Origin of the sequence: Gimesia fumaroli, from assembly GCF_007754425.1 — a bacterium.
In the GTDB taxonomy this organism is placed as follows: Bacteria; Planctomycetota; Planctomycetia; order Planctomycetales; family Planctomycetaceae; genus Gimesia; species Gimesia fumaroli.
The window spans coordinates 4,533,809-4,555,791 of record NZ_CP037452.1 but is presented as its reverse complement, the minus strand read 5'-3'; the positions used below and the strand labels follow the sequence as shown (position 1 = coordinate 4,555,791).

Annotated in this window: 19 protein-coding genes; 8 read left to right on the top strand and 11 right to left on the bottom strand. The window is 50.5% G+C overall.

Annotated features, from left to right (window positions below):
* Positions 1-3: 3 nt before the first annotated feature.
* Entirely contained in the window at positions 4-774 is a 771-nt protein-coding gene (locus Enr17x_RS17150) for an undecaprenyl-diphosphate phosphatase (RefSeq protein WP_145310807.1), read from the bottom strand.
* 325 nt (positions 775-1,099) lie between these two features.
* Between Enr17x_RS17150 and Enr17x_RS17145 the strand changes: the two genes are divergently transcribed.
* Positions 1,100-1,501 carry a thioredoxin family protein gene (locus Enr17x_RS17145; RefSeq protein WP_145310805.1) on the top strand — a complete coding sequence of 134 codons (402 nt, stop codon included), beginning with the start codon at positions 1,100-1,102 and terminating at the stop codon, positions 1,499-1,501.
* A gap of 26 nt (positions 1,502-1,527) precedes the next feature.
* Here the strand turns inward: Enr17x_RS17145 and Enr17x_RS17140 are convergent, their stop codons facing one another.
* Complete coding sequence (locus tag Enr17x_RS17140) at positions 1,528-3,351, bottom strand: GTPase (protein WP_145310803.1); 1,824 nt, start codon at positions 3,349-3,351, stop codon at positions 1,528-1,530.
* A gap of 97 nt (positions 3,352-3,448) precedes the next feature.
* Positions 3,449-5,353, bottom strand: coding sequence for a GTPase (locus Enr17x_RS17135; protein ID WP_145310801.1), 1,905 nt, complete (start codon positions 5,351-5,353; stop codon positions 3,449-3,451).
* A 362-nt stretch (positions 5,354-5,715) separates the two neighbouring features.
* On the opposite strand from Enr17x_RS17135, the gene rpsB reads away from it, so the two are divergent.
* From rpsB to pyrH, 3 genes are all read left to right on the top strand, one after another.
* Entirely contained in the window at positions 5,716-6,468 is a 753-nt protein-coding gene (gene rpsB / locus Enr17x_RS17130) for a 30S ribosomal protein S2 (protein WP_145310799.1), read from the top strand.
* Between the two features lie 152 nt (positions 6,469-6,620).
* Entirely contained in the window at positions 6,621-7,457 is an 837-nt protein-coding gene (tsf, locus tag Enr17x_RS17125) for a translation elongation factor Ts (protein ID WP_145310797.1), read from the top strand.
* A gap of 115 nt (positions 7,458-7,572) precedes the next feature.
* Entirely contained in the window at positions 7,573-8,328 is a 756-nt protein-coding gene (gene pyrH, locus Enr17x_RS17120) for a UMP kinase (RefSeq protein WP_145310795.1), read from the top strand.
* Between the two features lie 71 nt (positions 8,329-8,399).
* Here pyrH and Enr17x_RS17115 read toward each other — a convergent pair whose 3' ends face one another.
* The 7 genes from Enr17x_RS17115 to ilvD all read right to left on the bottom strand — a co-directional run bounded on the left by Enr17x_RS17115 (position 8,400) and on the right by ilvD (position 15,801).
* Positions 8,400-9,179 carry a class I SAM-dependent methyltransferase gene (locus Enr17x_RS17115; RefSeq protein ID WP_145310793.1) on the bottom strand — a complete coding sequence of 260 codons (780 nt, stop codon included), beginning with the start codon at positions 9,177-9,179 and terminating at the stop codon, positions 8,400-8,402.
* Between the two features lie 163 nt (positions 9,180-9,342).
* On the bottom strand, positions 9,343-9,807 hold the full coding sequence (locus Enr17x_RS17110; protein WP_145310791.1) for a hypothetical protein: 465 nt from the start codon (positions 9,805-9,807) through the stop codon (positions 9,343-9,345).
* Positions 9,808-10,127: 320 nt separating this feature from the next.
* Positions 10,128-11,003, bottom strand: a complete 876-nt coding sequence (locus Enr17x_RS17105) for a hypothetical protein (protein ID WP_145310789.1) — start codon at positions 11,001-11,003, stop codon at positions 10,128-10,130.
* Between the two features lie 87 nt (positions 11,004-11,090).
* Complete coding sequence (gene ruvX / locus Enr17x_RS17100; protein ID WP_145310788.1) at positions 11,091-11,579, bottom strand: Holliday junction resolvase RuvX; 489 nt, start codon at positions 11,577-11,579, stop codon at positions 11,091-11,093.
* The gene (locus Enr17x_RS17095) at positions 11,563-12,642 is read right to left on the bottom strand and encodes a mannose-1-phosphate guanylyltransferase (protein WP_145310786.1); all 1,080 of its coding nucleotides are present in this window, start codon (positions 12,640-12,642) and stop codon (positions 11,563-11,565) included. Before Enr17x_RS17095 ends, ruvX begins: the two co-directional genes overlap by 17 nt.
* Positions 12,643-12,647: 5 nt before the next feature.
* Positions 12,648-14,069, bottom strand: coding sequence for a UTP--glucose-1-phosphate uridylyltransferase (locus Enr17x_RS17090; protein WP_145310784.1), 1,422 nt, complete (start codon positions 14,067-14,069; stop codon positions 12,648-12,650).
* A 40-nt stretch (positions 14,070-14,109) separates the two neighbouring features.
* Positions 14,110-15,801, bottom strand: coding sequence for a dihydroxy-acid dehydratase (gene ilvD / locus Enr17x_RS17085; RefSeq protein ID WP_145310782.1), 1,692 nt, complete (start codon positions 15,799-15,801; stop codon positions 14,110-14,112).
* Positions 15,802-16,426: 625 nt separating this feature from the next.
* On the opposite strand from ilvD, the gene Enr17x_RS17080 reads away from it, so the two are divergent.
* From Enr17x_RS17080 to murA, 4 genes are all read left to right on the top strand, one after another.
* Positions 16,427-16,714, top strand: a complete 288-nt coding sequence (locus Enr17x_RS17080; RefSeq protein ID WP_145310780.1) for a type B 50S ribosomal protein L31 — start codon at positions 16,427-16,429, stop codon at positions 16,712-16,714.
* A 179-nt stretch (positions 16,715-16,893) separates the two neighbouring features.
* A complete protein-coding gene (gene prfA / locus Enr17x_RS17075; RefSeq protein WP_145310778.1) occupies positions 16,894-17,976 on the top strand; it encodes a peptide chain release factor 1 in 1,083 nt (360 codons plus the stop codon).
* 50 nt (positions 17,977-18,026) lie between these two features.
* Positions 18,027-18,944 carry a peptide chain release factor N(5)-glutamine methyltransferase gene (prmC, locus tag Enr17x_RS17070; RefSeq protein ID WP_232100755.1) on the top strand — a complete coding sequence of 306 codons (918 nt, stop codon included), beginning with the start codon at positions 18,027-18,029 and terminating at the stop codon, positions 18,942-18,944.
* Positions 18,945-19,004: 60 nt separating this feature from the next.
* Positions 19,005-20,438, top strand: coding sequence for a UDP-N-acetylglucosamine 1-carboxyvinyltransferase (gene murA, locus Enr17x_RS17065; protein ID WP_145310774.1), 1,434 nt, complete (start codon positions 19,005-19,007; stop codon positions 20,436-20,438).
* Positions 20,439-20,461: 23 nt separating this feature from the next.
* Here murA and Enr17x_RS17060 read toward each other — a convergent pair whose 3' ends face one another.
* On the bottom strand, positions 20,462-21,982 hold the full coding sequence (locus tag Enr17x_RS17060; RefSeq protein ID WP_232100754.1) for an outer membrane protein assembly factor BamB family protein: 1,521 nt from the start codon (positions 21,980-21,982) through the stop codon (positions 20,462-20,464).
* Position 21,983: the final 1 nt, after the last annotated feature.

Here is a 21,983-nt window from a genome sequence, read left to right as displayed (position 1 = left end):
CGTTCACCCGAGTAGCTGCATAATCACAATGATGATTCCCAGTGGAATGCACCAGTACGCGAAGTAATGCAATTTGCCTTTCTCGAGCCAGCGCACCAGCAACCACAAGGCAAGTAGCCCGACCAATGCTGAGACAATCGCTCCTGCAGCCAACAGGCTCAGGGGCGTGCTCAGATGCTGGTTAGACAGGATTTCTCCCAGTTCGAGAATCGTCGCGCCTGAGATAGCAGGGATGGCCAGCAGAAAAGAGAAGGTGGCCGCGGACTGTCTAGACATTCCGGTGAGCAGACCTGCGACAATCGTGCTGCCACTACGGGAGATGCCGGGCAGGATCGCGATGGCCTGGGCAAAGCCAATCAGCAGCGACTGTTTAAAGGTGATTTCGGTGTAGCTTTGATTTTTCTGGGGAATTCGCGGAATCATCAATAGAAATAATCCTGTGACAGGCAGCATGCAGCCCGCCAGCAAAGGGCTTTCCAGCATATGTTCGGCAAATTTTTTCGCAGTGAGTCCGATCACCACAACGGGTAGCGTTCCCACAATCAGTAGCGGAATAACGCGACGGTCCTGGTTTAATAACCGAAAGATTGTTCTGTGGTAAAAGATCAGGATAGAGAGCAGTGTGCCCGCGTGCAGCACAATGTTGACGTCTGTCTGGTCGGCTTGAATATCCAGCAGGCTTTCGGTGATCACCAGGTGGCCTGATGAGCTGATGGGGAGAAACTCGCTGATTCCCTGAATGATTGACAGAAGTATCATTTTTAACCAGGTCATGAATCAGTCTTTTTCAGTTAAGGGGATCGGCGCGCCAATAGAATCATCTGGCGGTTCACTCACTCAAAGGCATTTCCCGAGAAAAGGGCGTCATCAGAGTGAATGTCGTAAGTACGATTATTTAAACGGCTTAAGGGGTAATGTGTGGCAGGGGACTCAGTGAGAACCCTGGTTGAGATATTCAGAAGACTCTATAACGAGGAATTGAAATCTTGTCAATTTGAGTCAACTTTGACGGTTGTACCGGTTGGTGAGAGACGCTATCGTAGTGCAGAATTGTAAATAACATTTCCAAATGTCTTTTTCACAATTGTAATGGAACACAATGAATACACTCATACCAGCTACTCTGGTGCTGTCGCTTTCGCTGGCACCGATGAAAACTGTGGAAGTCCCGGAACTACCTGAGAACGTTGTGAAGTTGTTCAAGGCCGAACAGGATGTCTCCCGTCATCAAATTCTGTTGTTTACCGCCAGTTGGTGCCCTGCCTGTGTGCAGTTAAAGAATAATGAATTTCCGGCATTGAAAGCAAAGAACTGGGAAATTAGTACGAAGAAATCGAGTCATATCCGCGTGATCGATGTCGATCAGCATCAGGGGCTGTCAGACAAATACAATATTCAATCTTTACCAACGTTGGTTTTGACCGTCGATGGTAAGGAAGTGAGCCGCTCGGGGGCTCTCAATGCTTACAGCATCGCAGAGATGTTCTACAATCGCAAATAAGTTCATCGCGAAGTTATATAGAAAAATTACGAGCCGGCACTTGTTGTCGGCTCTGTTACTTTCCAGGCGCCGAGTATTTTGGATGAGGCGATTTCGTTGCGCAACTGGTGCACTTCGCCGCCCATGCGCTCCAGTGAATGCTGCATTGAGGAAACCTGCTGGCATTCCTGTTCCAGATGTGGAAACAGTCCATGTGCTAATTTTGCCTGTGCAAGATCATTTGACAGTTGGTTGATTTCCTGTGTGAGTCCTCGTTTCAGTTTCCGGGTAAACATCATCACCAGGAAGCCTGACCAGATCAGAAAAATGACGCCGGCGGTCACATAAAAATCAATGGGTAGGATATGTGATTCGTTCTGAAAGGAATCCAGGAAGAAGTTTTTTCCGATCCGTGCCAATGCATATACCACAAAGGAGAGAAAAAGCGTTTCATAAACAGCGCGGGTGAACCAGCCCGAGTTTTTATGGGCCAGTCTGTTGATGATGGTGTCAATTTTAGTACCTGCATCATTCAGGAATTGTTCTTCCACGTGTGCTGCTTCTGTCTGAATATTTTCCAGGGAGCCGGCGAGGTGATCCTGCTGGGATACAATGCCTGCGGACTGGACATAGCCATCAATGAGTAATTGCGATTCTCTGAGCTTATTATCATCCAGGCCGAACGAACCAATCCGTTTCAGTCGATCTTCGGCGGCCTGTTCTTTATTTCGTTCTCCAATCCAGCGGGCACCCTGGAGTGCTCCAATCAATGCGACCTGGGCCGAGTTTCTTGCCCGGAACAGGCTGGCCGAGGCGATGAAATTTCCCAAGCCATTGTAGAGTCGGAGCATTGCAGAGAAGGGGCTGAAGCCCCAGGAATCAGAGACGCAGGAGATGAGCCGACGCTCCCAGAGATTACGGCTGACGAGTAGTTCTGTTCGGAGTTCCTGCGACATCTGTGCGGTCAATGTGAGATGCTGCTGTTTCAGGAACGTTTCCAGTTCGCGTACGGCGGGCAGGGCGGCATCCATTTTTTGCGAACAGTGATCGATGGCATTCTGGATCAGTTCCAGCAGGTTGGCGCGACGGACCTGCAGGCGTTCTGACTTTCCTAGCTGTGTGCTCAGAATGTTTTTTAAACTGGCGAATTCTTCTTCCAAAGGCCGATCTGCTAACTGGTCTTCCAGCGCTTTGACCGAATCGACGAAATAGATTTCCGGGACTTCAAACTGTTTTGAAAGCAGCTCTCTCCAGTCTTCGCGAATGTCTTCATCAAGGCCGGCGTGTGTCTGTACGAAAATCAGTCGCCTGCCGACGGCCGCTTCTTTCAGTTCTTCGGAAACGCGCGCCGATCGGTATTTCTGTTGTGTCGACGTATAGAGCAGAATATCACACAAGGGGACAATGTGTTGCAGTCGGGTGAGGTTGCTTTCAGCCTCGGTCACTTCAGACGTATCGGGGTCGGGGCAGTCGATCAGAATGATATTGCGAAGCTGATCGAGATTTTTCTGCTCCACATGAAACTGGCTCAGGTCCAGTCCCAGCCGATCGAGGTCCGTTTCGGGATGAGCGATCAGCACAGGTTCCATTGTGGTTGGTCGTTGTCTGCCTGACGTGGTGCAGTAGGAGCCAATCAACGCATTGACCAGACTGCTCTTTCCGGTGCCGGTCCCGCCGAACGTGGCAATCACCAGCGGTGACTCCAGTCGCACGCGCAGCATGTCCAGACGGGGGAGTAGCTGCTGGATCACTGCCTGGCATTGCTGGGCGGTTTTCCAGTGGGTTGTCTGCTCACTCCACTGTTTGAGTTGCTGGATTAAACGATCGACCGTTGCCAGCATTTCAATTTGGGCTAATTCCGATGTAGGCATGCGGGAATGATTTCCTGTCTTAAGTACTTGCGGTCCTGGCTAAGACTGATTGATAGATTCCGAAATTCTTGATTCTGTTAATTAAGTATGATCTGTTTTAGAGTGAAATCCGTAGTTGGCTGAGTTGCGTTTCCAGCTTTGAGACTGAATTTTGAACGGACTGATACATTTCTGAGTCCGGCAGACTTACCGCTGATTTTAGTTCTTCCGGCAGTGTTTTCAATAAGTGTTCTCGAATCGCTGTGGCCAGCCATTCTGTTCGTTTTTGTGCAAAGACGGCGTGGAACCTGCGAAATTTGGCTTCGAGATAACCCGCGCCGCTCGCGGCTGTGTTGCTGACAGCTGTTTCTCCCACGGTAGTGGTGACGGCACCTCCTGCGACATCGCCGCTGACATTCACGACGGATTGAATCATCGTATCAGTCACGATCTGCGTTCCGACATCACCAACGGCACCAAAGCCGACGAAAAACAGGCCGACGCTTAATGCAGGCCGCGCCACAGCGGCGATGTGGTCCAGCTGTTTCAGGAATGTGTAATACTGCGGGCTTTCGCTCTTGAAAAAGGTCATTTCACTGTCGATCAGTTCTTCGAGTTGCGCTGTGAAATCGAAGCTGGCATGCTCCTCGTGTAGAATCTTTATCAGTTCTGCGCGTGAGGTGCCGTTTAATACTGACTTCAGTCGATTGGTGAGAAGTTCGTTTCCGAGTTCACTCACCAATGTCAGACGGTCGTAAATTCCTTCGACGGTTTGTAAAACGACCGACCATTCCTGTTCCCGATAGATCTCCATCGGGGGGCGTTTCTCTTCTGTTGTCAGAGATTTGATGTAGCGAACGGGCCAGAGCACTCCCTTGCCGATCGTGTTGTAAAAGCCATGAACCTGAGCCGACCAGCCTTCCCGTTGTTCCTGCCACCAGTGGCGAACCGCCGACACAATGATGGAATTCGGAACCAGGGGCCAGTTTTCAATTTCCGCCAGTTCCTGTTCGGAGAGGAGCTCCGATGCGGAGCGGAATTCGTTACTGCGTCGCTTGATTTGCTGGAGGTAGCTGGGAACGCCGGTGTCCTGTTCGATCAGATAATGCAAGGCCCCTTTTAAGGTACGGACTTTGATTTCGCCGAACTGCATTTGTGACAGAACCTGCATTAAATCAGCTGGCGTGTCAGCGGAAGGGGCAGTCGATTGTGGCTCAGATGCGGTTTCAGGTGCCGCCGGTTCAAATGAGCGGGGGTAAATCGGAAGCTGTAAATTCGTCGCGGCCTGACGGTCATTCGGAGCAATGAAGACCAGTTCGGGATGAACTCCGGTTTCCTGGCAGAAGGTGTTGAGCCAGAGGGGCCAGTATTGTTCATCATCGGGGAGCTGGCACTGATTGAAAATGGTGATGATGACTTTGTCTTCTCGTGCTGCCTCGCGAAAAAACTGTTTTACCGCGGCGTCATTATATTTTTGCTGTGTGAGGACCGTTACCAGAACATCCGCCGATTGTCGAATTCGTTCGGCGCGCTCCCAGTTGACTTCCGCATCGCTGTCGATGTCGGGCGTATCCAGTACCAGTAGATTCGAAGCCAGGGTTTCACTATGTTTCCAGAACAGCAGGTGTTGTTCGTCCTGTTTGAGGGGATCTTCCGGTGAAGACCAGGGGATCAACTGGAAGCCTTGGAAGATTTGGTCCAAATTGTGCGTTTGTTCAAAATTTTGGGGAACCAGGCAGACGGGATGTCTTGTCTGTGATGCCAGTGGGCTGATGGCGCTGGTTTGCTGATTGACCAGATGATTGAAGACTACACTTTTTCCGATGTTGGTCCCTCCCACGACGGCGACGACCAGGTAGAGGTTGTCGGCAAGCTGCGGGATCAGTTTTCGCTCTAAGATATCAAACCATTCGCGTCCGCTGAGTTCTGCCAGATCCAGCTGATTGGCACGTTGTTCGAGCGCACGCAGATGGTCTCTGAGCTCGTGAATGATCTTTGAAAATTCGTGAAGTGTAGATGACATAGATCAATGACAATGAGAGTAATGAAGTTACAAAGTCAGATTCGCACAGGGATCCTGTTTCTTAGGGGAATCGACGCATTTTGAGTATATCGATTCATTCGAATCAGGATGAGCCCAATTGATCGGTTCTGGTGCTTCAAATTCGATTCAATTCAACGAATTAACGGTCGCAAGGTTTGACGGGCGCAAATAACTCCGATAGTATCCACCCAGCCGCACTTTGCCGTGTTTTTCGCTCAATGTGCGCCCAGCGATTTTGTTGATCGCGTTAGACGCCTTCAGTAGTTAAGTCTATTGATTGTAATTATTTAAGAACGTGGCCCATAGAAGGTCATGTGCCCTTTCACAAGAGGAGTTTGAAAATGTCAGATCTGGTCGTAAAAGATATTCTAGAGGCGGGTGTACACTACGGTCATAAAACGAGCCGTTGGAACCCCAAAATGCGTCCCTATATCTATGGGCGTCGCAATCAGATTCATATTATTGACTTAAAAGAAACTGTACGCGGAATTATTCGCGGTAAACGTTATCTGGAACGTGTTTCCTCACAGGGAAGTCTGATCCTGTTTGTCGGAACCAAGAAACAGGCACAAGGCCCGATCAAAGACGCTGCCACTGCCTGTGGTATGCCTTACGTTACCGAACGCTGGTTGGGTGGTGCATTGACCAACTTCCGTACCGTTCGTAATCGTCTGAAGCGTCTGGAAGAGCTGGAAGGATTGGAAGAGACTGGTGAAATCAATTCTTATTCCAAAAAGATGCAATCCACGCTGCAGCGTGAAAAGCGAAAAGTATTCCGCAACCTGAACGGGATTCGTACGATGAACCGTTTGCCGGAAGCGCTGGTTGTCGTTGATCCGACCAAAGAAAAGAACGCTGTTCACGAAGCACATATCCTGGGTATCAAAGTGGTCGGTCTTATCGATACGGACTCTGATCCTGATGAAGTGGATCTGCCGATTCCAGGAAACGATGACAGCATCCGCTCCATTCGTCTGGTTATGAATCAGTTGGCATCAGCTGTTCTCGCTGGAACAGGCAAGCTGCCTGATACCGGTAAAAAAGATGAAGGCGAGAGCGGAGAAGAAGAACACAAGCCTGTTCCTTCACTGTAAGCCATACTTCAAACAAATAATTAGTAACCGTGGTGTCTGCTGACAGGAGATGATTCTCAGATCAGCAGACTCACGTTGAAACATAACAATCAAATCGGATTATCAGTTCAAAGCATTTCATCAAGAAATTGCTTTAAAAGGAGATTAGTGAGATGGCTGAAATTACAGCAGCAGCCGTGAAAGCGTTGCGTGAGCTTACTGACTTACCCATGATGGCTTGTAAAAAAGCATTACAGCAGGCTGACGGGGACCAGGAGAAAGCAATTGAAATTCTGCGTGAAGAAGCTGGAAAAATTCAGTTAAAGCGGAGTGACAACGCGACCACAGAAGGCCGAATTGTCGTACTTCCCAGTGAAGATGGCTCGCAGACCGTCATGCTGGAAGTCGTCTGTGAATCAGCGCCTGTTGCGACCGGTGAAGATCTGGTCAATTTTTCAGATGCCTGTGCTGCACAACTTCTGGCCCATCCTGAAGTCAATACGGTGGAAGAGCTGATGGCACTTCCTTCCGAGAAGTCTCCCGGTAAAACCGTCAACGATGATTTCATGGACATGCTGAATAAGATCCGGGAAAAAATCGTGGTTTCACGGATTGCCCGTTCAGAAGGTCCTACAGGCGGCTATGTTCATCACGATGGAAAGACCGGCGTGCTGTTTCAGGCTAAAGGCGACACAGCCGATGCAGATTTGCTGCGAGGCGTGGCGATGCATATTGCTGCCTTGAAGCCAGCCGTTGTTAATGAATCCGGGCTTGATCCTGCCGTGATCCAGGAAGAACGGGATCGTCTGACTGCCGAAGCAAAAGCGACTGGCAAGCCGGATAACATCATTGATAAGATCGTTGATGGTCGTATGAAGACATTCTTTGTGGAACAGGGAGTGCTGGTTTATCAACCGTTTGCTGTTGATGATTCCAAGACCGTCAGCCAGGCTTTGGCCGAAAAAGGACTGGAAGCAGTTTCGTTCACTCGCTGGACGATTGGCGAATAGTCAGTTTTATTCAGAGACGCATGCGTGCTGATGGCGCGCGTGCGTTTTTTTATAGTCACAACATTTCCTGCTCATTCTTAATTAAAAATTTTCTCCGACATTGAGGAATCCACGGATGACTGATTCTCCCGCCCCTTTGCTGAAGCCTGCTTACACGCGTGTTCTGCTCAAGTTGAGTGGAGAAGTATTTTGTCGAGACGGAGAAGGTGGCATCAGTATGTCCGAGCTGGAATCGATTTCCGCCCAGATCAAGCGGCTCGTCGATTCGGGAGTCCAACTGGCGATTGTCTGCGGTGGTGGAAATATTTTGCGAGGCAAGCAGTTTTCTTCTTCCAGTGGTTCGATCAATCCGGCGACAGCCCACTATATGGGGATGCTGGCGACAGTGATTAACGGTCTGGCGCTGCAGGATGCACTGGAAATGGCGGGAGTAGCAACGCGTTTACAGACAGCCATTCGTATGGAAGGTGTTGCCGAACCATTCATCCGCAGACGTTGTATCCGACATCTGGAAAAGGGACGCGTTGTGATTTTAGCAGCGGGAACCGGCAGTCCTTTTGTGACCACGGACACCGCGGCTGCATTACGTTCCCGCGAGATTGACGCTGATATTCTGCTGAAAGCAACGAAGGTGGACGGCATCTACTCTGATGATCCTGAGAAAAACCCGCACGCGGTCCGGTTTTCCGAGATCAGCTACCAGGACGTTCTGCATAAGAATCTGCAGGTCATGGATGCGCAGGCGTTACATCATTGTATGGAACACGGAATTCCAATTCTGGTATTTAACTTTCGCAAAGTGGGCAATATTGAAAAAGCGGTTGCCGGCGAAAATATCGGAACACGCGTGCTTCCAACGGTTGAGTCTTAATCGGAACCATCGCGGTCAGGTCGCGGCTTGTATCACAGGCTCTGTTGCAAAGTCTCGTATTCGCTGGCTGTTTATTTCTTGCGTAAGATAAACACGACGTCTTCGGTCTGGGCATCGATTTCAATTGTGAAGTCCATCTCGTACATGAAATCGTAGAGTTCGACCACTTCCAGTTCAGGCACCTTTGCCAGCAGTGCATCAAACTGGGGCGCGGTGTAAGTCCGGTAGTCCATCGTGTCAAACAGTTGGAACTGACGGGTAGGCGTATAGACATCAAACGTCATTTCGAGATGTTCGTTTCGCTTCTTCAGGTCGGTCCAGATGGATTGCATGTGTGAATTAATGGCAAGATTGCCTCTGCGTGCAGACCAGCTTTCACTCTGCATCGGCTCGCCTTTTGTAGGCGTCAGGTGCAGCCCCAAAATATAGAGGCCACCTGGGGCGAGCGCGTCTGCCACACATTTCAGATGATTTTCAGCGGCGGTTTCCGTCGGCAGATGGCGAAAACTGTTAATGGTATTGAAAGCCGCCTCTACGGGCTTTTTGAGTTTGAAGTCAGACATATCGCCGATCACCGCGGACCGCGGAAAGCCCGCTCGCTCCAGGCGATCATTACAATAATTGATCGCGTGCTCATTCAGATCGTTGCCGGCTACTTTATAGCCTGCCTGCGCCAGTTTGATCAGTAATCGTCCGGTGCCGCAGGCGGGTTCAAAAACGCGTTTTACTTTTCGGGTAGCGTGTTTTTCAAAACAGTTTTGCAGGAAATCAAACTCTGCCTTCCAGTCATCACCAAAAATCAGGTCATAGTATTTGGGATAGTCGTAAAGGTGCCCTTTGATCGTTTCCATTATGCTCTCTTGCTGTTGTGTGTCGGGTCTGGGAAAAGGTAGATCGATGCAAGTCATCTGAGGCAGCAGGCGTTCTGTCCACGAGAACACTCATAAAAAAAACCTCATGGAGACGTTATAGTCTCCACAAGGCTGATGTTCAACTGGCGCATTACTCTGCCGTTTAATTATGAGAATAGGAAGCAAGCACGCTTGGCTTTTCAGTCGTTTCACCAGAGACATGCACAAAGTCCACAGAAGGGTCGTTGCCCAGTCCGAGGTAAACTGAGATTGAATACGTCTGGAAAAACCCTTGCCAGGTGTATTTTTTCATTTGTTTACACATATGTGTGTATTTGTCGGCGGGACTGGTTTGAACAGTAGGTGAGCCGACAAGGTAGTTTTCAATATCAGAGACTCTCAGATCCTCGTTTAATTTAAGCAAATCTTCTTGAGCAGTCTGCAAGGCGAATCCCGATTCGTTTGCATAGGTCTGGGCGTAGAAATCGATCATTGCCAGACAGAAGATAATGGCTCCCAGGATCCAGACTGATATTTTAATGATCGACTGGTAATCTTTTTCAGTGGAAACCGTTGATGAAGGATAAGCAGAGCGCGATTCGGGCGCGTCGATGGTAATACTAGACATTGAAGAGCCTTTCTATAAGTCCTACTTAAGGTGGGTGTAGGCAAGGGGTGGGAAATTAAGGCATTTGATAGTTTACTCAGGTGGGAAACTCAAAGCTGGTGGGATGTTACCTCCTGTATGTGAAATCAACAAAGTGAACGAGTTAATATTTCAAGAATACAGTGACTTTTCTACTTGGCGAGTACGGGGCAGGTTTGTTGCTTCTTCAGCAGGCGGGATTTGATTCCATGTTATGGGAATCGGCTGGTGTTTGGCAAGTCATATTTAAGAAATTACATGTAAGAGGGAACGTATGGATACATTTTGTTTCTCGTTTTGCTTTACTTCAGTTCTTTATCGTCAAAGAGATTGTTCAGATTCAAATCTTTTACATCCATCTTGCTCAGGTCAATATTCCCTTTTAATTCTGCATCAATCAGTTGCAGCCGTGCTTCAATTTTGTGTAATCGTGCTTCTAAGGCCGGATGAAATAGAGACTTATCGCTTTGTGGCAGAACGCGGGGTACTTTCGGATAGCCCAATTGTCGCTGTAGCGCTGCAAACATGTAGAGCGGATCGCGGTTGTGATTCGCTTTGGCGATGCGGCCATCCTGTTTGCTGAACAGAATCGGATAGCGAGGGGTGAAATTCTCATTTCCGGGGAGCCTGCGTTGCTCGTCCATGAAATGTTCAGACCGTAAATAGAGCAAATCCGCGAAGTCGATGGTCCCCAGTTGGATCTTGAGTTTGCGAATCCAGCTGGACCAGTCTTCATCGTATTGTGTGTCTGCTGAGATGGCGCTGAGACCTGCATGGTAACCCAGTCTGTTGCGGGCAATGCATTCAAACTGGTAGATAAACAGCCCGGCACTGCTGGGGGTTTCCGAGCGGTATTCCGCTTCGCGTTCCAGGATTTTCAAACCGGTTTTCTGGTCGAATTTGGATTTGTCGTCTTCTGCGTTTTTGAGAATGAACGCTTGGAACGGTGTGAAATAATGGGAGAGTTTTTCCATTCCGTCTGAAATACGACCTGTCAGCAGTAGTTCGCCTTTCAGAAAGTCGATGGCCATCGGCAGCTTGGTTGTGGCCAGAATTTCCTCGTAGATCGTGGCCAGGATCTCCTGCGAAGGAATGGAATCTTCCAGACGCTCACGGTAGTTGCGGAAGAAATAGACCTGTTCGATATATTCTTCACGATCCAGGGGCGGTTGCTTCATCGATGCTCGTTCGAATAGATGGGTTACTGTGATTCAGCGAGAGTGACGCTCTGTTAGATATTATACGGGAAACATCATGCAAACGGTTCAAAAAGATCCGGGAATCTGGTTTCGATCTGAACTGTCCAGAAAGGATTGCAGGATAATCTGAGCCGCCAGTTTATCCAGATAAGCCTTTCGCTTTTGACGGCTGATGTTCAGGTTCGCCAGAAATTCCTCGGCAGTGGCCGATGAATATCGTTCGTCCCAGTACCGGACCGGGATGTTTGCAAATTGACTGATCCAGTTACCGAACTGGCGTGCCTCTTTGGCTTTCTGTCCTTCATCGCCGCTCATGTGCACGGGGAGTCCAACGACGAGACCTTGACACTGATATTCTTTGATGATTTTCGAGAGCAAGTTCTGGTCCTGCTGTTCGCTTTGCCGGGTATAGTTTTCAAGAGGGCTGGCGATGTTTTGCTCAAATGTAGAGATGGCAATGCCGATTCGTTTGGTGCCATAATCGAGTCCCAGTAGACGGCCCTCTGCTGGGAATTCTGCGTCACAGGGTTGGTTTGCATTAGAGGAATCGTTCATAGCCACGCTCCTCAAACAGGTTGACCAGTTTTTTGATGGCGGATTCATCATCTTTTCGGGCCATCAGTGTGGCATCGGGAGTGTGCACGATCAAACAGTTTTCGATTCCAAATGTCGCGACCAGATGATCGTCGGCAGAGATAATGATGTTGTTTGATGTCTCCAGGCCACAATGCAGGCCGACGACAGTATTGCCGTTCGCATCAGTGGGGAAATATTTCTGTAACGTATTCCAGTTGCCAACATCATCCCATTCAAACTCTGCGGGGATGACGGCGAGATTCTCTTTCGCATGTTCCAGAACGGCGTAGTCAATCGACTCCGATTTCATGGCCGGGAAGATTTGATTCAGTACGTCTGAGTATTGCTGCGTTCCAATCGCATCGGAAATCTGTAGCAACTGTTGGTGCATTTCGGGTTCAAACCGGGCGAGTGCATCGAGAATCGTGCGGGCTTTCCAGACAAAGATGCCGCAATTCCAGAGATAGTTCCCGCTGTCACAATAGTGTTGTGCGGTTTTCGAATCGGGCTTTTCTTTGAACTCTTCCACTTGGAAGCCGTGGACATTATCAGTGGCTAAAGCGGGACCGCACTGGATATATCCATAACCGGTGGCAGGGAACGTCGGGGAAACGCCGATCAAGGCCAGCGTGTCCGGATTTGCTTCGATGAGTGTGGTTGTCTGATCGACCGTGTTGATGAAGCCGGCGTCAGGTTGAATGATATGATCTGACGAGACGACCAGCATGACCGCATCGGGATCTGATTTCAAAAGATGAACCGCCGCCAGGCCGATACAGGGGGCGGTATTTCTGGGAGCCGGCTCGATCAGAATCTGGTCTTGAGGGACCTCGGGTAACTGGCGGTGAGTTTCCTGGGCCAGCGTCTGATTGGTGGCGATCCAGATCTGTTGATGTTTCGTTCGCTGCGCGCAGCGGGCGACTGTATTCTGAATCATGGTGTGGTCACCCACGAGTTTGAGCAGTTGTTTGGGCATCGCTTTTCGGCTTTGAGGCCAGAAGCGTGTGCCGCTGCCACCCGCCATGACAACCGTGTGAAGCATCCTGGTTATTCTCCCAGATAAAGGGGAAATGTTAATTGCGTATCGGAAGCGATTTTCGTTTTCAGTTCCGTTTCATCTAACGCATAGAGAGGGCTGATTTCCACGTCTGCGCCTTCAGGAACCGAGACGCCACAGTCTGTGAGCCATTCCGAATAAATCCGGCAAAGGGCGGCGTGTACGGTTTCAGGGGAGTCAGCTCCGGCTGCATTTTTAAGCGGATTGAACTCACGTTGACGATCAATTTCATAAACCAGAACCGTATTAGCGACCGGCAGAACGTCAAAAATGAACCGTTCAAATTTAATCGCGTTCGGTTCTGAGGGAGAAACCTGGGTGCCCGAGGAATCCACAAAGGGAACTTTTTTATTGGCCTGATGAAATGGCAGCAGATCGTCATTATCGGCGATTTGCTCAAGGAACGTGCGGTTAAAGACATGAATGGCGGTGCTGCCGGCCCAGTGTAATAAGTTTCCGTCCGCGTCGGTTTGCTCTGCGATGTGCGGCGGGAGGTCACTGTACTCGATGATCTGCGTTTTCTGATCGACATCACACACAATGCCCATTTTTTCTTCAGGCGATCGTTTGGAAACGACTTTGACGGAGACCTCGGCATTGCGCTGCACATGGTAACCCAGGAATTCCGGGTCGCAGACAATGGAAGTCGCATTATCAACCTGATGGTAATAGAGTGTGTCGATCCCTTTTTTCTGCATGACTTCAAACATGCCGGAGTTTTTGAGCGCAGCCAGCATTCCGCCATGCCCGTCCGGGCTGACGGCGATGCGATGCTTTTCTTCAAGAAGAATATCACCAGTTGTCGCATCGACGGCCGGCATGGTTCCCTGTTTGAAGAAATACAAGTTCTCTTCCGCCAGGCCAAAGTTTTGATGCTGCTGGAAGTACTCTACTGTTTCAGCGTGCGTCGCGTCGCTGGTCATGATGAAATAGCTGATCGGTTTGCCGGCTTTGTTGGCTCGGGCTGTCAACTGCTCAACCAGCATCTGGAATAAAGACGTCTGTTTGACGGGGCCAACGGGATACATGCCTTTGGGATGACTGAATCCCAGCCGCGAGCCCTGGCCGCCGGCGACGAGAATCGCACCGACTTTCCCTTCCGAAAGTAGCTGGTTTCCGGCCTGAATTGCGGACTCCGATTCTGCGTCCGAAGCGGCCCGATCCTGCAGACGAATCACCGTCGCAGGACGTGTGGCACGCTCTGCTTTCTCAGCGGGAGATTCTTCTGCTTTAGAGGAACCTTCGGTTGAGTAGAGGCGTTGAATCTGCTCAAAATTGATTTGCTGGATTTGCCCGGTTAACTCTGCCCGCTGTTGATCATTCAGGTCATCCCACCAGTGCAACAGTTGTGTTTGCTGGTGTTGTTTCAAGTTTTGGAAAAGATCCTCTGGAAAGGAAGTTGGTATTGTCATTCTTATTCGTATTCCTGGTAGTTCAGTTGAAAGCTCCCATTCAGTCGCATGAGGGGAGCAGTGCTTTACTCACGCAACCATGATGCGCTTGTGATACAGTGGCTGAAAAGTCAGCCAGGTACCCGCGTGTATGTTGAACCTGATTCGGGGTCCAGTTGGCGCGGCGTTGTTCTAAATCCTGATCGCTGATATCGAGTTGGATGATTCCCTTGAGCAGATCAAACGAAATCTGATCTCCGTCCTGAACCAGACCAATCGGGCCACCGACAACGGCTTCGGGAGAACAATGTACGCCGATCGCACCGTGTGAGACCCCCGAAACACGTGTGTCTGATATGAAGGCGACTTTTCCGTCCAGCTCCGGCACGGCGAGCGCAGCGGTTGCGACGAGGACTTCCGGCATTCCCGAAGCGACGGGGCCCAGATTTCGTAACACAATGATATTGCCTGCTTTGATTTTGCCGGCTTCGACCGCATCGGCGACTGCTTTGGCATCATCAAAACAGCAGGCGGTACCGGTGAAATGTGATTCCTGCATGCTGGAGACTTTGAAGACGATTCCGCCGGGAGCGAGGTTCCCGAAGCAGATTTGCATATCAGCGTACTCTTTATAAGGTTGGTCCAGCGGTGCGATCAGATCCTGATCGGCGGGGACGTCTCCCACTTCTGCCAGGTTTTCCGCCATGGTTTTCCCGGTGACGGTTAAGCAACTGCCGTCAATAATGCCTGCTTTGAGCAGATGCTTCAGCAGCATGGGAGTTCCCCCCAGATGATGCAGGTCGACCATTGTTTTTTTACCGCGTGGGGCAAAGCTGCACAGGACAGGCGTTTTTCTGAGGATTTCCTGAATGTCCTGTAACTGAAAATCGACTCCCGCTTCTCGTGCGAGTGCAAGGAGATGCAGCACGCCGTTCGTGGAACCACCGGCGGCGGCGATTGTGGCGGCGGCGTTCTCGAATGCTTTTCTGGTTAGAATGTCGCGCGGGCGAATATTCTGTTTGAGCAGATTTTTTACCGCGGACGCCACATTCAGACACTCTGTTTTTTTAGCACTGTCGATGGCGGGGGTGGAACTGCTGTAGGGAAGCATCAGGCCGATCGCTTCGAGTGCGATGCCCCAGGTGTTGAAGGACGCGGCAATGCCACATCCGCCGGGCCCGGGACACGCGGTCTTGAGAATCTGTTCTGCTTCTGTTTCTTCCATGGCACCAACGGCGGCGGCCGCCTGCGAATCGTAGACGTCCAGAATGGAAATATCCTGACCTTTATGGCAACCAGGCATAATGCTTCCGCCGCTGACGACTAAGCCAGGGTAATTCAATCGTGCCAGTGCCATCGCAAAGCCGGGACCGTTTTTGTCGCAGTTATGCAGCCCGATCAACGCATCGTAGGAGTGTGCACTAACGACACATTCTGCCGCATTGGCGATCATATTACGTGAGGGGAGGCTGGCATTTCCCCCTTCCTGGCCTTGTGTGATATTATCGCTGACTGCGGGAACACCAAAGGGGAGTCCGATCATCTCGGCCGATTTGCATCCCTCGGCAATTTCCTTAGCCAGTTCATAAGCATGGACATTGCACAGATTCCCGTCGAGCAAAGGGACGCCGATTCCGATCTGGGCCTTGTCAAAATCCTCATCAGAAAAGCCGAGACCGTAATAAAAGGCGGTCACTCCCCGCTGCCAACCGTGCGTCAAGTTTAGACTGTTCCAATTCAGTGCCTGTTCCATCAATGGGATTCCTGGTAGTTAATAAGAATGAAATCTGGTCCGCTGACTCTATTTTGTTTCACTCTAAACGGTCAGCGGCGGGAGTCCAAGTTACTTAACATTTGATTTTCAAAACAGATAGAGAGTCCTCAAAAATATGGAATCAATCTACCCCTGATTTTTGTCGAGGTCATCAAAAGGGCATCATTCGCCGTCATATTTTTGCGAGTGGCGCGAAGATGTTCGGGACCTGCCAGAGAAAATGAGAAAAAATGCTTGTTTTGTTCTGGATTCTGCTGCGATGAATAGTTGTATGTCTTTTTCGGTAAACGGTTTGCGTAAAATTGGCGAGGAGTCCCTTTGCGCTTGCTCATTGGTGCATCGGAACGTAAACTGTGATGTTTCATAAAACAGATATGATGATAAGCTGTTTTGCCTCCTGATTTTAGGAACTGATTCCGCAGACGGTCTGACTTGTCTGAGCGGGTTCTTGAGCAAAACGAGGCCATGCTACTGGCAGTAGCGATAAAACGAAACGGGGTTTCATCTGGTAAGATGGACTTTCAGAATCCCCCATCATAGAGGATTGGCAGCAGACAATCCGTAAGATCGACAAGGTTATTAGGTAACAAAGAAGCTGAGTAAAATGAAAAAAGACATTCATCCAGATTATCATCCTGTCGTATTTAAGGATACTTCGACAGGTGATTCGTTTCTCATTCAGTCAACGGCGACTTCCAAAGCAACAGTCGAGTGGGAAGATGGCAACACTTACCCATTGGTATCTGTGGAAATCAGTTCCAAATCGCATCCTTACTACACCGGTAAGATGAAGTTTGTTGACAGTGCCGGTCGGGTTGAAAAGTTCCAGAAGAAATACAACTGGGACAAGCGCAACGCCGAAGCAGAGGATGCCAAGAAAGAAGACGCTTAGCAAATTGACGAATCGTCTATCGATGAGGCTCTACGGAGGATAGTTCCGTATGAGCCTCATTTAGTGCATAGTCGTGTATTTCTCTTTTTTACGTCTGGTTTTTTGATTTCTCGAGGCTCATTCGCGCCCCGAAGAAATCCGATCGTGATCAGACAGGCTTCTTCGTGGATTTTGGGTAAATGAAATTTCCCACCCTGCAGGCAAAACTGGAACGATTTGAGGAGCTGGAAAAACAGCTTCAGGATCCAGAAGTTCTGACTAACAATGCCAAGCTCGTTGAAGTGCAACGCGAGTACGGTGGTCTCTCTAAAGTGGCTCAAGAAGTTCGCGTATTCAATACCCGTGCCGAGGATATTGAAGTCGCGCGTGAGATGCTGGAGGAAGAGACCGATCCTGATGCCAAAGCCTACGCGCAGAAGGAACTCGACGAGCTGTGCGAAGAGCACGAGAAACACACCAGAGACCTGGAAGATCTGGTCGTTGCCGGCGATTCGATCACGCGGGGTGGTCTGATCATGGAAATTCGCGCGGGAGCGGGGGGCGATGAAGCCGCCTTGTTCGCCCGTGAATTGTTCGATATGTATCAGCATTACGTTGAAGCCCAAAAGGGCTGGAAAACTGAAGTGTTGAACCTGAATGCGACAGAGCTGGGGGGCATCAAAGAAGTCACGTTTTCCATCTCCGGTGAAGGCGCATTTCACCGTTTGCAGTTTGAAAGCGGTGGACATCGGGTACAGCGTGTTCCCGAAACTGAAACGCAGGGCCGCGTGCATACGAGTGCCGCGACCGTCGCCGTACTGCCGGAAGCGAGCGAAATTGAAGTCGATATCAAACCGGACGACATTCGCCTCGATACGTTTCATGCCAGCGGTCCCGGCGGTCAGAAAGTGAACAAGACGGAAAGTGCCGTGCGGATCACTCACTTGCCGACGGGCACGGTTGTGCAATGTCAGGATGAAAAAAGTCAACACAAGAACAAGGCCAAAGCGATGCGCGTGCTGCGTAGTCGTGTATTGGAACAAATGCAGCAGCAGGCAGCAGACGAACGGGCCGATCAGCGTCGGACTCTGATTGGTTCCGGGGACCGCAGCCAGCGAATTCGAACTTATAACTTTCCACAAGGTCGTGTGACTGACCACCGCATCAACCTTTCACTTTATAAAATCGATCAGATCATGCAGGGCGACCTGGATGAACTGGTTGAAGCCCTGTTACAGTTTGACCGTGAAGAACGACTGCTCGGCGATGGCGCTAATAACTAAACGCGTCGTCTGCAGTATCACTGTCAACTGTTATTTCGATGGATCGCGTTGTGAAAGATAATCCACCCTCATCGGAGCACACTTCAGAGACTGCAGCAGAGCCGTGGACCGTGCGTCGTATCCTGGACTGGACGACGGCACATCTGACAAAACATGGAAGTGATTCTCCCCGCCTGGATGCCGAAGTGCTGTTAGCGTTCGCCCGGAAATGTGAGCGGATTCGTCTTTATACCAACTATGAAGATGAAGTTTCTGAACAGGAACGCGGCTTGATGCGGGAACTGGTTCAACGACGTGCCAAATCAGAACCGGTGGCGTATCTTGTGGGCAATCGCGAATTCTTCGGGCTGGATTTTTATGTCGACTCCCATGTCCTGGTGCCACGTCCGGATACCGAAACGCTGGTGATGGAACTGGTGGATGCCGCACAACAGCTTCCAGCACCTTCGATTCTCGATCTCTGTACGGGTAGCGGCTGCATTGCTATCGCGGCGGCTGCGAATTGTGCGAAAGCTTCTTTTCTGGCGACGGATATCAGCGAACGTGCGTTGGAGATCGCCCAGAAAAATGCTGAGACCAATGCGCTGTCAGAAAAGATTCAGTTCCTGCTAAGTGACTGTTTTGCCAAGATCACGGAAGGAACAGTGTTTGATATTATCGTCAGCAATCCGCCTTATATTCCCGACGCCGAAATTGAAACTTTGGACGCGGATGTCAAACAGCACGAACCACGGCTGGCATTAGCGGGGGGGGCGGATGGATTGGACTTTTACCGCAAAATTATTGATGAAGCTCCACAGTTTTTAAAAGATGGTGGTCTTTTAATGCTGGAATTCTCTCCCGAGCAGGAAGCATCGTTGAAAGCACTGTTCGAAGCTTCAGGGAAATACGAGAATGTGCGTGTCAAAGCAGATCTGGCTGGCCGGGCGCGGGTAATCATCAGCGAGAAATTGCCTATCTTAAAATAAATGAATTCCCTATACTTCTTACATCGCGGTTCAGGTTAAAAAACTTCAGGAGATCCAGGGATGGATATGTTTCTCGTTCGCGGAGGCGAGCAGCTTTCAGGTTGCGTTTCAGTCAGTGGTGCCAAGAACTCGGCGTTACCATTGATGGCGGCTGCTTTGGCCTGTGAAGGGGAAACCGTTCTGCATTCCATTCCCAATCTGGTGGATGTGACCACCCAGTCTCAAGTCCTTGGTTCGCTGGGTATGCAGGTGGACCGTGATGAATCAGGCACGCTGCGTTTGAAGACCGTTGATGAGACCTCCTGCATTGCCGACTATGATCTGGTGAGGCGGATGCGGGCCAGCGTGTGCGTGTTGGGTCCTTTGCTGGCGAAACGCCGAATGGCCTGCGTTTCGTTACCCGGTGGTTGTAACATTGGTGATCGACCGATTGACCTGCATCTGAAAGGACTGTCTGCGTTGGGCGCACAAATTCGTGTGGACCGCGGCTATGTCATCGCGCGGGCCGATCGCCTGCGGGGAGCCAATATTTTCCTGGGCGGCGCTTTTGGAAGTACCGTGACCGGGACGTGCAATGTGATGATTGCGGCGGCATTGGCAAAAGGGACAACAACGATCGAGTCAGCCGCCTGTGAACCGGAAGTCGTGGACGTGGGTAATTTTCTCAACGCCGCGGGAGCGCAGATTGAAGGACTGGGGACTCCGTTCCTGACCATCGAAGGCGTGGAGCAACTCAATGGTATCGAACATGAAGTGATTCCCGATCGCATTGAAGCGGCGACGTTGATGATTGCTGCGGCAATTACCGGCGGTGACGTTCGATTAAACCGGGTACGTCCCGATCATATTACTGCGGTGATTGAAAAACTGCGGGAAATTGGAGTGACGATCCAACTGGAGTTTCCCGATCAGCCGGCGAAAAAGCAATCCGTTTTTGTTCGTGTCACACAGCCTCTCAAGTCAGTCGATTGTATTGCGCTGCCGTATCCCGGGATTCCCACTGATGTGCAGGCGCAGTTGATGTCGCTGTTGGCGTGTGTTCCCGGAATCAGCATTGTAACCGATAAAGTATTCCCGGATCGGTTTATGCACGCTTCGGAATTAGCGCGAATGGGAGCCAACATTCGCCGTGAATCGGCCAGCGCGATTCTGAATGGCGACTCGCGTTTAAGCGGCGCCTGTGTGATGGCGTCTGATTTAAGAGCGAGTGCTGCTTTAGTCTTAGCAGGGTTGGCGGCGGAAGGGGAAACCGTGATTCGCCGGATTTATCATCTGGATCGTGGTTATGAAAAGCTGGAAGAAAAGCTGATCGCACTTGGCGCTAACGTGCAGCGCGTGAAAGACGAACCGAAGAATATGCCGGACAGTCTGAAACTGACCGATGGCGAAAGCCGACCCAGCTATTCAGAACTGCTGGATGCATTAACGGGGCCGCACTGGAATCAGACTACGAGTGACAAACTGGCGCAGCCGCCGAAACCGTCCGACGCGTAAGGCGTTCTTAAGCAGTTCGTTTATTATTTTTCAGCTGGTTTCTTCTCAAAGTCCAGACACAGTAAGTGGGATTCGCTGCGGAGATACAGCTTTTTGTTGGCGAGAACCGGCGCGGCCCAGGATGGATATTTGATTTGCGGAAACGACGTCCGGCAGACTTCGCTGAATTTTTCGGGGTCGACTTTTACAATCGCCAGAGTCCCGCGCTCGCCGAGCACGATGAACTTGTTGTCCGCCAGAATCGCAGAACCGCGTCCGTAAAAGGGCCAGGGGGCTGTCTTGCCGGAGTCAATCCATTGGAACTGCCCCGTTAACGCGTTGCGTTTTACCTTGCCGACGACGGGCGCGGTGCCGTCTGTTTCCCACATGACTTTGCCATCTGAAAGCCGAACGCTGCGCATCGTTGCGCCGCGTTCATGGCGGCCGCTGAAACCGTAAAGGTATCCATCGTGATGAATGGTAGTTGACCAGTGCGTCATCATGTTGGTGGGATTACGCCAGAGTTCTTGATAGCTTTTGCCATCCGGGTTGACCTGTAGCAAAGCTGAGCCCACCTGGTAGGCAGCGGAAAGAAAAATTTTATCGTCGACAACAACCGGGCGGGCGGCGTTGACGGAATCATTGATCATCGAACGGAACCAGTATTTGAAATTGACCGAACCGTCCTCGGGATTCAGGGAAACCAGTCCCTGACGCATCAGGCAGAGCAGGTGTCGTTTGCCGTGAATGGTGACAGCGAGAGGGGAAGAATAGCTGGAAATTTTATTGTTGCTGCGCCATTTATAAGTGGGAAGTCGCTCCCAGCCGGTAGAAGCTCCGTCCCAGACATCCTTGCCGACGTTTTCCCAGAGTTTTTTTCCGGTGAGTGCATCGAAGGCAACCATACCGGAATTGGGCTTGCCACCGACCATCACGATCAGCTTGTTTCCTTCCAGAATCGGAGTTGAGCCCACGCCGAAAAATCCGGGGGGGACGTCAAATTCTTTCAGGCAGTCAATGTGCCAGACGAGTGAACCGTCTTTGAAATTCAGACAATACAATTTGCCTTGTGCGCCGAAAGTGTAACAGTGCTTGTCAGTCAGCAAGGGAGAGCAACGCGGGCCGTTATTGTATCCGTAAGGGTCGCGGAAATCGGACGCGTATTCGTACTTCCAGAGTTCTTTGCCCGTACTGGCATCCACGCATTCGATAACTTCTTTGCCTGCGCGGTCGCCATCAGGACGGTGATGGATTACCAGTTTGTTGCCCAGGATCGAAGGGGCACTGTAGCCGGTTCCGATTTTTTTCTCCCAGAGCAGGGGAGGACCCTGTTCGGGAAACTGGTCGAGCAGATTGGTTTCCGGTGAAATTCCCGTTTGGAGCGGCCCCAGGAAATAAGGCCAGTCACCCGGTTTGACAGCCGGTGATTGCGCACTGAGCTGTGAATCGAGCTGACCGGTCTGCGCCGACGGTAATGGTAGAATCAGCAGTGAGGCTACGCCCACGAGCAGGGACAGGAACCATTTTTGAACGCGGTGATCAATGAACTTGTCTAAGTTATGCATG